Below are 11,037 nucleotides of genomic sequence, written 5' to 3' on the forward strand. Positions count from 1 at the left end.
GCATGGGGGGCGCTGTGGGCGCCGGGCTCGGATATGACGGGAACGTCCCGGAGTCGAACGGCCGCTGCCGGAACGCGCCGCCGTCGGTGTCGGCGGTGAGGGGCCCGACCGGCTGGCCGCCCCGGCCCGCGCCGGTGTCGAAGGAGTCGAAGCTGGGGAAGGAGCCGTAGCCGTTGCCGTTGCGCGCGGGCGGTCCCGGCCGCTGCTGCGGCTGGGCGGGCGCGCCCTGGTTGTAGGCCGAGCGCTGCGGCAGCGGCGGCTGGCCGCCGTCCTGCACCAGCGCGGGCGGCAGCAGCACCATGGCGATGAGCCCGCTGCCCTCGCCCTTGCGGAGCTGGACGCGGATGCCGTGGCGCAGCGCCAGCCGGCCGACCACGAACAGGCCCATCCGGCGCGACACCGACACGTCCACGACCGGTGGCTCGGCCAGCCGGCGGTTGGCCTCGGCGAGTTCCTCGTCGGTCATGCTGATGCCGGTGTCGCTCACCGACAGCAGCGCGCCGCCGCCCTCGATGAGGCTGCTGGAGACGATCACCTGGGAGTTGTTCGGGGAGAACTGGATGGCGTTCTCGACCAGCTCGGCCACCAGGTGGACCAGGTCGTTGGCGGCGCTGCCGAGCACCGAGGTGGCCCGGTGCACCTTGACCTGGACGCGCTCGTACCCCTCGACCTCCGACAGCGCGGCGCGTACGACGTCGACCAGCTTGGCCGGCTGGCTGCGGCGGCGAGTGGCCTCGTGGCCGGCGAGGACCAGGAGGTTCTCGGAGTTGCGGCGCATGCGGGTGGCCAGGTGGTCGAGCTTGAACAGGTCCGACAGGCGGGAGCCGTCCTGCTCGCCCTTCTCCAGGCCGTCGATCAGCGAGATCTGCCGTTCGACCAGCGTCTGGGTGCGGCGCGAGAGGTTGACGAACATGGCGCTGATGTTGCCGCGCAGCTCGGCCTCCTCGCCGGCGAGCCGGACGGCCTGGCGGTGCACCTGGTCGAAGGCCTTGGCGACCTCGCCGATCTCGTCGTCGCCCTCGACCTCGATCGGCCGCACGTCGGGCGGCGCGGTGTCGCCGGACACGCGCAGCGCGCGCACCACGTCCGGGAGCCGGAAGCCGGCGATCTCCAGCGCCTCGGTGCGCAGGCGGCGCAGCGGCGAGACCATCGAGCGGGCGATGGCGACGGTCAGGAGCAGCACGAGCAGCAGCAGGCCGAGGATGAGCGAGCCGGCGATGATCGCGTTGCGGATCTCCGCGTCGCGCAGTTCCTGGCCGCGCAGGGCCACCCGCTCGCTGAGCTTGTCCTCGATGGAGGACAGCGCGTTGATGATCGTGGTGTTGTCGTCGAACCACTGGTCGGGCGCCGACTTGTCGGGCACGGTGGCAGCGAGCAGGTTCTGGCGCAGGCGCACGCCGGGCTGCTTGCCGCTGGCCAGCGTGATCGCCCGCGACTTGGTCAGCTCGGTGTTGAAGTACTCGGGGATGGTCAGCGCCTTCTGCAGCTCCATGCCGATGGCGGCGCCGGCCTCCTGGGTGACGTTGTCGATCTCGCTGTGCTGGACGGAGTTGGAGGCGATGAACCGCTCCACCTCCTGGGCGTCGACGCTGGCGGAGTTGTAGTAGCCGCGCAGGAGCTGGTCGCGCTGCCGGGAGACCTGCTCCTTGGCCCTGGTCAGCGCGCTCAGCGCGCGGAACTGGCCGATGATCTGCGGGTCCTCGCTCATCAGGCTCAGCTCGTCGTGCAGCCGGAGCAGCGTGTCGAGCAGCGTGTCGTAGCGGGTGGTGTCGCGCTGGGCCTCGTTCCTGACCCTGGGCAGCGCGTTCAGGTCGGTGTGGGCCCGCTTGACGACGGCCAGGACCCGGTCGCCGTAGGACTCGTCCATCGTGCCGAGGTCCGCGCGCACGGCCTTGACCAGGGTGTCGACCTCGGCCTTGCGGTCGCTGTAGGGCTTGCTGAGCTTCTTGCGCAGGCTCCGGGCGGCGTTGCTCCAGCCGCCGGTGTCACGCTCCAGCCCCAGCGCCTCCACCAGGTCGCGGATCCGGCCCGCCTGCTCCGCGGCCACAGTTGTGCGATCATAGTCGCCGATGCTCTGAACCGAGCCCACCACGCGCGCTCCCCCGAGCACGACGCCTGCGATGGTGGGGACCAGGACGAGCGCGGTGAGCCGCCACCTCACGCGCCAATTGCGCAGCCCCAGCCGGGGCATCGGTCGCTTCGCGCGACTCCGCCCGGCGGTGGCGCCGCTGTCTGAACTCCCCGTTGTCACTGCTCCCGCTACCCCTCAATCATCCCGTTCCCGGCACGGGCCGTAGGCCGTCCACAAGGTATCCGCAGCATCTGACTTATCAGGCAAAACGGACACAATCGTTACAAATGTGACCGCGTGTCGTGTGCTGTTGGTTATCGCAGTGCGGATAGCACCGCGTCGCGGACCTGGTTGCGCTGCGCCTCGTCGCTGAGGGGGCGTCCGGCGCGGTCAACCACGTAGAAGACGTCCACCGCCTCCGCGCCGAGAGTCTCTACGCGGGCGGCCCTTACGTCAAGACCGCACTCCCCGAATGCCCGTCCGATACGCCACAGGAGTCCCGGCTTGTCATGGGCCCTGACTTCCACCACGGTGGCGGTCGCCGAGGCGTCGTCCACCAACGTCACACGGGGTGGGGCGACCGGCACCCGGGCCGGTCGCATCGACCGGGTTCGGCGGGCCAGCCGCTGCTCGATGTCAAGGCGCCCAGCAAGGACCAGGCGCAGATCCGCCTCCAGCGTGGCGGGGTCCGGCGGCGAGCCGTACTCGGGGATGACCGAGAACTCGATCACGGCGGTGGAGCCGGCCGACGCGGCCGAGGCGGAACGGACGACCATGCGGTGCGCGGCGAGCACCCCGGCCGCGCTCCACAGCAGTCCGGCCCGGTCGGGAGCCACCACGGTGACCGCGCCGCCGCTGACGCGCACCGCGCCGCCGCCGTGCCGGGCCAGCGCGGCCTGCTCGGGTGACAGGCTGGGCGGGTTGGGCGGCGGCGAGCCGGACAGCGCCGAGCGCACCCGGCGCACGAGGTCGGCGACGAGCCCGGCCTTCCAGGAGTTCCAGGCGGCGGGGCCGGTCGCGGTGCCGTCGGCGATGGCCAGCGCCGCGAGCAGGTCCAGCACGTCGCGGGAGCCGACGGTGGCGGCGACCTTCTCGATCGTGACCGGGTCGTCCAGGTCGCGGCGGGTCGCGGTCTCGGGCAGCAGCAGGTGGTGTCGCACCACGGTGGCGAGGATGTCCACGTCGGCAGCGGGCAGGCCGAGGCGCGCGCCGATGTCGCGGACCACGACCTCGCCCGTCGCGGAGTGGTCGCCCGGCCAGCCCTTGCCGATGTCGTGGAAGAGCGCGGAGATCAGCAACAGGTCGGGGCGCGAGACGTCGCGGGTGTGGCCGGCCGCGTTGGCGGCGGCCTCGATCAGGTGCCTGTCGACGGTGAACCGGTGGATCGGATGGCGCTGCGGGCGGTGCCGTACGCGCTCCCAGTCAGGAAGCAGTCTGACAAGGATGCCCGCTTGGTCGAGCTCCTCCCACACGGGCACGGCGGCGCGCCCGGCGCCGAGAATCGACACCAGCGCGTCGCGCGCCTCCTCCGGCCACGGCACCGGCATCGGAGGCGACTGAGCTGCGAGAACGGACACGGTGGCGGGGGCCAGCGGCAGCCCCGACTCAGCCGCCGCGGCAGCGGCCCGCAGCACCAGCACCGGGTCCCTGCGCGGCGACACGCCACGGGCGAGCACCACCTCGCCGCCGTGCTCGACCACCCCGTCGGCCAGCGGGCGGCGGCCACGCGGCACCGGGCCTGACAGCAGCCTGTCAACCGAACGCCAGGTGCCGTCGAAGGCGTGCGAGATGGTCCGGCCCGCCTCGGCGAGCCTGCGCATGAGCGCCTCGGCGTCGAGCAGCCCGAGCAGCCCGGCCACCGCGTCCTGCTCCTGGAGGACGAGCCGGTCCGCGCCGCGCGCGGTGACGACGTGCAGGGCGTGCCTGACGTCCAGGATGAACTCGTACGCCTCCCGCGCCCTCGGACCGGGGGCCGAGGCAACCCAGGCCGCCGCCACCGCCTGCATCGCCTGGACGTCGCGGAGCCCGCCACGCCCGTCCTTGAGGTCGGGTTCGAGGAGGAAGGCCAGCTCGCCGCTGGCCTTGGCCCGCTGGTCGGCCGACTCGCGCAGTTCGGTAAGCCTGCGCCGGGAGTCGGCCCGCCACTCGGCGAGCACCGCCTCCCTGGCCCGTCGCGTCAGCTCGGGGTCGCCGGCGACGTGCCGGGCCTGGATGAGACCCAGCACCGCCTTGAGGTCCTGCCTGGCCACCGCGACGGCCTCGTCCACGGTGCGCACCGAGTGGTCGAGGCCGGCGGCGGAGTCCCAGATCGGGTACCAGATCCGGTCGGCGATCCGGCCCACGTCGGGCCGGCCGTCGTGCAGCAGGACCAGGTCGAGGTCGCTGCCCGGAGCGAGCTCGCCCCGGCCCAGGCTGCCGACGGCGACGAGGGAGACGCGCTCCCCGTCGCTCGCCGTGCGGAAGAGATCCTTGAGCCAGCGGTCGGTGTCCGCGGCCCGCTCCTTGCGGGCCGCGGCGTACGACCGCGCCTCTCCCCTCGTCACAGGGCTTCCGGCCCTCGCTCTCCCGTGCGAACCCGGATGACCGTGTCCACCGGGACGGACCACACCTTGCCGTCGCCGATCTTGCCGGTCTGGGCCGCCTTGACGATGACGTCGATGACGTCCTCGGCGTCGTCCTCCTCGGCCAGCACCTCCAGCCGGACCTTGGGGACGAGGTCGACCTGGTATTCGGCGCCCCGGTAGACCTCGGTGTGGCCGCGCTGGCGGCCGTAGCCGCTCGCCTCGCTGACCGTCATGCCCTTGATGCCGAACTGCTCCAGGGCCGCTTTCACGTCATCGAGCTTGAAGGGCTTGATGACGGCTGTGATGAGCCTCATGCGTCCACCTTCTTGGGGGCGGGGGTGACAGGGCCGTTGGGGGAGGTCACGCCCGAGGCGTAAACCGTGCCGAGGTCGTACCCCGTCTCGGCGTGCGTGGTCACGTCGATGCCGGTGACCTCGTCCCCTTCCTTGATCCGGAAGCCCATCGTCTTGTCGATGATCTTGGCGATGACCCAGGTGATGACGAACGAGTAGCCGCCGATCACGACCGGGCCGAGCACCTGCAGACCGAGCTGGCCGAAGCCGCCGCCGTAGAACAGGCCCTCGCTCTGCTGGTCCAGGAACGGGTAGGCGGCCACGAAGCCGAGCGCCACCGCGCCGACGACACCGCCGACCAGGTGCACGCCGACCACGTCGAGCGAGTCGTCGTAGCCGAGCTTGTACTTCAGGCCGACCGCGTAGGCGCAGATCGCGCCGGCGAGCAGGCCGATCAGCATGGCCGCCCACGGGTCGACGAAGCCGCAGGCCGGGGTGATGGCGACGAGGCCGGCGACCGCGCCGGAGGCGACGCCGAGGCTGGTGGCGTGGCCGTCACGCAGCTTCTCCACCACGAGCCAGGCGCCGGCCGCGACGGCGGTGGCGATCTGGGTGTTCATGAAGGCCAGCGCGGCGGTGCCGTCGACCGCCAGCTCGGAGCCCGCGTTGAAGCCGAACCAGCCGAACCACAGCAGCCCGGCGCCGAGCAGCACCAGCGTCAGGTTGTGCGGCCGCATCGGCTCCTTGCGCCAGCCCTGCCGCTTGCCGATCACCAGCGCGAGCGCGAGCGCGGCGGCTCCGGCGTTGATGTGAACCACGGTGCCGCCGGCGAAGTCCTCGATGCCCATCGAGTTGAGCCAGCCGCCGGTGCCCCACACCCAGTGCGCGACCGGGACGTACACGATCGTCGCCCACACGACGGTGAACAGCACCCAGGCGCCGAACTTGGCCCGGTCCGCGATGGCGCCGCTGATCAGGGCGACCGTGATGATGGCGAACGTCAGCTGGAAGGCCGCGAAGACCAGGCTCGGCATCCCCGTGCCGTCGTCCTTCGTCGCGGTGTCGACCAGGCTCTGCAGGCCGAGCGCGTCGAACCCGCCGATGAGGTTGTTGACGGCGGAGCTCGGGTTCTCGGTGAAGGCCAGAGAGTATCCGAACAGCACCCAGATGACGGTGACGGTGATGATCGCGGCGAACGACATCATCATCATGTTCAGGACGCTCTTGGCCCTGGTCATACCACCGTAGAAGAACGCGAGGCCGGGAGTCATCAACAGCACCAGCGCGGTGGCCGCGAGCATCCAGGCCGTGGTGCCGGTATCGATCTGCACGGCGACCCTCCTTAAATGTGACGTGTCGCCACAGCGTGTTCGCCGCCGGTTTCGGGCCTCGACCTGGTGTGTTTCGCATGCGTGAATCTCGCCGCGCCGGTGTTTCACCGACGTTTCGGACAGTTCACGAAGCTATTTACGGGCTCTTGAGACAGGTCCTCAATGCGCCAGACGTACCGGATCGCCCTGGGCGATCGTGCCGGGGCGCAGCACGCGCGCGTACACGCCCGCGCACGGCTGCGGGCCGGCGCCGAGGACGTCCACCCGGTTGTGGCGGGCCGGTGTGCGCAGCGCGTCGGTGTCGCGCCCCAGCTCGCCGTGGGCCAGTGTCGGCACCGCGCAGCGCGGCGTCGCCGCGATCACGCCGAGCACCAGCTCGTCGCCGATCGCCAGCTCGGCGCCCACCCAGGCGTTCTCCGCGAACCCGCCCTCCGGAGTGCTGATCACCAGGTTCGGCCGGTAGCGCGCCGCCTCGACCACGCCGCGCGGCCCCAGCTCGCCGATCCTGGCGAGCGCCGACGTGGTGATCAGATGGACGGGCGCGAAGTCGAAGAACGTGCCCTCGGGCGACGCCCCGCCCAGCCCGCCTGTCGTGAACGCCACCTCGGTCTCGACGCCCCGGTCGAGCACCTCGTCCGGCACCGAACGCTCCAGCTCGGCCCCCTCCGGTGGCGCGTCCACCAGCCGGACCTCGCGGCCGAGCAGCTCCGACAGCTCCTCGTCACCGGGCGCCGCGCCGCCGTGCAGGGTCAGCAGCCCGCGCCAGAGCCTGGGGTTCTTCGCGCTGGCGATCTTCCCGGTCGCCACGTCGAGCACGGCCTTCACCCGGTCCCCGGCCAGCCCGCGCTCGCTCACGTGGCTGCCGCCGACCTCCTCACCCAGCATGGACTTGACCGGATAACGGAACAGCGTGGCGATCTCTCCTACGTGCATGCCGAAATCCTATGCACCTGCACGGACACGGCTGTGAGGCGGTGGAGTGACCTCCACCGCCTGCGCGTCACCGTGATCAGGCGGCGGCGTCGGCCATCCGCCGCAGCCGCGCCAGCGCGTCACGCTCGATGCGGCGGGCGCGGTCACGGCCGATGCCGTAGCGCTCGCCCACCTCGGTCAGCGTGTGCTCACGCCCGTCGACCAGCCCGTAGCGCCACCGCAGCATCTCGCTCGCGTCGCCCTCCAGCCCGGTCAGCCACTGGTCGAGCCGCTCGCGCTCCAGGATGTCGATCGCCTGCTGCTCGGGATCCGCCCACGTCTCGTCGGCGATCATGTCGCCCAGCTCGGTCTCGTCCTCGTCACCCACGCCGAGCTGCAGCGACACCGGGTCGGAGGCCCAGCGGCGCAGCTCACGGACGCGCTCGATGGGCAGCTCCAGCAGCGCGGCGAGATCGTCGTCGGTCGGCTCCACGTCGAACTCCGCCAGCATGTCGCGCCGCACCCGCATGAGCCGCGTCATCTGCTCCCCGGCGTGCGTCGGCAGCCGCACCGGCCGCGCCTGCTCGTGGATCGCCCGCCCCACCGACTGCCGGATCCACCAGGTCGCGTACGTGGAGAACTTGTAACCACGCTTGTAGTCGAACTTCTCCACCGCCCGGACCAGCCCGAGGTTGCCCTCCTGGACCAGGTCGATGAGCGGCATCCCGCGCCCCGAGTATTTGCGGGCCACCGCCACCACCAGGCGCAGGTTGGCCTGGATGAACTCGTCCTTCGCCCGCTGGCCGGAGACGGCCAGCCTCTCCAGCTCCTCGTCCGCCGCGTCCCCGATCCGCGGCTCCGCGCCCCCGCTGTCGAGCAGCACCTCGGCGAAGAGGCCCGCCTCGATCCGCTTGGCGAGCTCGACTTCTTCCTCCGCCGTGAGCAGCGGGACCCTGCCGATCTCCGCCAGGTAGGTCCCCAGCAGATCGCGGTCGGCGACCGCCTGCTCCTGCGCGCGACTCCCCGTAGGCCTTGCCATCCCCAGGCACCTCGTTCCGCAGCTGCGTTCTATATCCGGCCAACGTCCGGCCCGAAGCAAAGATTCCCTAAAGGACTACGACCAGCGGACGGTTCTGGATGTCCTCCTAAAGGAGGAGGCCTTCCTGAAACACCTGGTGGACGAGGGGAACGCCGGGCCGATAGGCCAGATGAACGTAGGAGGGGGCGTCGAGGATCACGAGATCGGCGCGCGCGCCGGGACGCAACCAGCCTACGTCCGTGCGCCGCAGCGCGCGTGCCCCGCCCGCGGTCGCCGCCCGGACCGCCTCCAGCGGCGTCATCCCCATCTCCCGCACCGCCAGCGCCACGCAGAACGGCATCGACGAGGTGAACGACGAGCCCGGATTGCAGTCGGTGGCCAGCGCGACCGTCACCCCCGCGTCGAGCAGCCTCCTGGCGTCCGGGTACGGCGAGCGGGTGGAGAACTCGGCCCCCGGAAGCAGCGTCGCCACCGTCTCGGACGAGGCGAGCGCGTCGACGTCGGCGGCGTTCAGGTGCGTGCAGTGGTCGGCCGAGGCCGCGCCCAGCTCGCAGGCCAGCCGCACGCCCGGCCCCTCGCCGAGCTGGTTGGCGTGCACCCGCGCCCCCAGCCCGGCCTTGAGACCGGCCCGCAGGATCTCCGCCGACTGCTCGCCGTCGAAGGCGCCGCGCTCACAGAAGACGTCCACCCATTTCGCGTACGGCGCGCAGGCGGTCAGCATGTCACCGGTGACGAGCCTGACGTAGTCGTCGGCGTCCACGCCCGCCGGCACCACGTGCGCGCCGAGGAACGTGGTCTCGTCGGTCAGCGACGTGGCGATCTCCAGCGAGCGCCGCTCGTCCTCGACGGACAGGCCGTAGCCGCTCTTGATCTCCACGGTCGTGGTGCCCTGCGCCAGCATCTCGGCGACCAGTGCGGCGGCGCGCGTGGCCAGCTCCGCGTCACCGGCGGCCCGGGTGGCCTCGACCGTCGTCCTGATGCCGCCGCCGGTGTAGGGCTCACCCGACATCCGGGCGCCGAACTCGGCGGTGCGGTCGCCCGCGAACACCAGATGCGCGTGGCTGTCCACGAACCCCGGGATCACCGCCCGGCCGCCGGCGTCCACCCGCCGGTCGGCCGCCGGAGCACGCCCGGCCGGGCCGGCCCAGGCGACCAGGCCGTCCTCCAGCACGAGCGCCGCCCCGGCGATCTCCTCCCGCTCGGGATCACCCGTGTAGAGCAGCCCGATCCCGTCGATCAGCGTCGTCCTCATCGCACCCGTCCCCGCGTCGCGGAAGTCATGGTTCGCGGTCGTCATGGTTCGCTTCATCTCAGCCTGCCGATCGCCGCGGCCAGCATCGCGCCGACGTCGCCCAGCTCGTGGCGGCCCTCGGTGACCACCCTGCGGCCGCCGGCGATCACCGAGTGGACGTCCGCCGCCGTCGCCGCGAACACCACCGCCTCCAGCCCGCCCGCCCCCGCCGTACGGACCGAGTCCATCCGGACGGTGACCAGGTCGGCCCACGCGCCCGGCACGAGCTGCCCCGCCTCGGGGAAACCGAGCGAGGCGTGCCCAGCGGCGGTCGCGGCGCCCAGCAGCTCGGCGGCGCTCCAATGGCCGCGCCGCTCGGTCGCCAGCCGCTCGTCCAGCTCGACCGCCCGCGCCTCCTCGAACAGGTCGACGACGGCGTGACTGTCGGACCCGAGCGTCATCGGCGCCCCCCGGTCGTACACCTTCCTGGCCGGCCCGATGCCGTCGGCCAGGTCGCGCTCGGTCGTCGGGCACATGCACACGAACGTCCCGGACCGGCCGAGCAGCTCGACGTCCACCTCCGACAGGTGCGTGGCGTGCACGGCGGTGGAACGCGGCCCGAGCGCCCCCTGCTCGTGCAGCACCTGCACGGGGGTGGCCGCGTACGTCTCCGCGCAGGCGGCGTTCTCGGCCCGCTGCTCCGACACGTGCGCGTGCAGCGGCCCGGCGTGCCGGTGGCTGAACTCCACCACCACCGGCATCTGCTCCGGCGGCACCGCCCGCACCGAGTGGATGGCCGCGCCGATCTCCACGTCCGGCTGCCCCTCGTACGTGGCCGCCAGCTCCTCCGCCCGCACCGCCCACCCGTCGGCGTCGCCGTCGCCGAAGCGCACCTGCGCCCCCGTCAGGCCCCTCCCGGGCCCGCCCGCCACGTAACAGGCGTCGATCAGCGCGATCCGCAGCCCCGCCTCCCGCGCCGCCTGCACCAGCGCGTGCCCCATCGTGTTCGGGTCGATGTACGGGGTGCCGTCCGGCCCGTGGTGCAGGTAGTGGAACTCCCCCACACTCGTGATCCCGGCCGCCGCCATCTCGGCGTAGACCGCCCGGGCCAGCGCCAGATAGGTGTCCGGGTCCAGACGCGCGGCGACCTCGTACATCTGGTCGCGCCAGGTCCAGAAGTCGCCCCTGCCGCCCTGCGTGACCCCCCGCAGCGCCCGGTGGAAGGCGTGCGAGTGCGCGTTGGCCAGCCCGGGGATCGTCAGACCCGGCAGCCGGTGCGCGCCGCCCGGCTGCCCCCGGCCGACCCGGACGATCCGGGCGCCCTCGACCTCGACCAGCACCCCGCCGGTGACGCCTTCGGGCAGCCAGGCCTGCTCGCACCAGTAAGTCAGCGGCACAGCTCCTCCAGCACGTTCGCGAGTGCGGCGACTCCCGCCTCGCAGTCTGCCTGCTCGGCATGCTCTTCCGGGGAGTGGGACACGCCGGTGGGGTTGCGCACGAACAACATCGCGCTCGGCACCCCGGCCGCCGCCAGGATCCCCGCGTCGTGCCCCGCCCCGGTCGCCAGCACCGGCACCTCACCTCCCACTGCCCGCC

At 72.3% G+C, this 11,037-nt stretch carries 9 protein-coding genes; all 9 read right to left on the reverse strand.

Going from position 1 to position 11,037, the window contains the following annotated elements:
- The coding region (locus tag ADY59_RS44250) for a sensor histidine kinase (protein WP_197094144.1) at positions 1 to 2,161 on the reverse strand (2,161 nt) is incomplete at its 3' end.
- A 224-nt stretch (positions 2,162 to 2,385) separates the two neighbouring features.
- Positions 2,386 to 4,614, reverse strand: a complete 2,229-nt coding sequence (locus ADY59_RS44255) for a [protein-PII] uridylyltransferase (protein ID WP_049576416.1) — start codon at positions 4,612 to 4,614, stop codon at positions 2,386 to 2,388.
- On the reverse strand, positions 4,611 to 4,949 hold the full coding sequence (locus tag ADY59_RS44260; RefSeq protein WP_049576418.1) for a P-II family nitrogen regulator: 339 nt from the start codon (positions 4,947 to 4,949) through the stop codon (positions 4,611 to 4,613). The genes ADY59_RS44255 and ADY59_RS44260 overlap by 4 nt, the downstream gene beginning before the upstream one ends.
- Positions 4,946 to 6,259 carry an ammonium transporter gene (locus ADY59_RS44265; RefSeq protein ID WP_063780976.1) on the reverse strand — a complete coding sequence of 438 codons (1,314 nt, stop codon included), beginning with the start codon at positions 6,257 to 6,259 and terminating at the stop codon, positions 4,946 to 4,948. Before ADY59_RS44265 ends, ADY59_RS44260 begins: the two co-directional genes overlap by 4 nt.
- A gap of 159 nt (positions 6,260 to 6,418) precedes the next feature.
- A complete protein-coding gene (locus ADY59_RS44270) occupies positions 6,419 to 7,192 on the reverse strand; it encodes an MOSC domain-containing protein (RefSeq protein ID WP_049576420.1) in 774 nt (257 codons plus the stop codon).
- A gap of 76 nt (positions 7,193 to 7,268) precedes the next feature.
- Positions 7,269 to 8,210 (reverse strand): sigma-70 family RNA polymerase sigma factor, encoded by a 942-nt coding sequence (locus tag ADY59_RS44275; protein WP_049576423.1) that lies wholly within the window; start codon positions 8,208 to 8,210, stop codon positions 7,269 to 7,271.
- 106 nt (positions 8,211 to 8,316) lie between these two features.
- The gene (gene hutI / locus ADY59_RS44280) at positions 8,317 to 9,507 is read right to left on the reverse strand and encodes an imidazolonepropionase (RefSeq protein WP_442937807.1); all 1,191 of its coding nucleotides are present in this window, start codon (positions 9,505 to 9,507) and stop codon (positions 8,317 to 8,319) included.
- 8 nt (positions 9,508 to 9,515) lie between these two features.
- The gene (locus ADY59_RS44285) at positions 9,516 to 10,838 is read right to left on the reverse strand and encodes a formimidoylglutamate deiminase (RefSeq protein WP_049576426.1); all 1,323 of its coding nucleotides are present in this window, start codon (positions 10,836 to 10,838) and stop codon (positions 9,516 to 9,518) included.
- Positions 10,829 to 11,037, reverse strand: a 209-nt coding sequence (locus tag ADY59_RS44290) for a M20/M25/M40 family metallo-hydrolase (RefSeq protein ID WP_049567659.1), incomplete at its 5' end; no start/stop codon positions are given. The genes ADY59_RS44290 and ADY59_RS44285, both read right to left, overlap by 10 nt.

Source organism: Nonomuraea sp. SBT364, from assembly GCF_001083785.1.
GTDB lineage: Bacteria > Actinomycetota > Actinomycetes > Streptosporangiales > Streptosporangiaceae > Nonomuraea.

Bases quoted from the DNA above. Each gene is read 5' to 3' on its own strand.
- ADY59_RS44260 (WP_049576418.1), bottom strand. From the start codon at position 4,949: ATGAGGCTCATCACAGCCGTCATCAAGCCCTTCAAGCTCGATGACGTG.
- hutI (WP_442937807.1), bottom strand. From the start codon at position 9,507: ATGACGACCGCGAACCATGACTTCCGCGACGCGGGGACGGGTGCGATG.
- ADY59_RS44275 (WP_049576423.1), bottom strand. From the start codon at position 8,210: ATGGCAAGGCCTACGGGGAGTCGCGCGCAGGAGCAGGCGGTCGCCGAC.
- ADY59_RS44270 (WP_049576420.1), bottom strand. From the start codon at position 7,192: ATGCACGTAGGAGAGATCGCCACGCTGTTCCGTTATCCGGTCAAGTCC.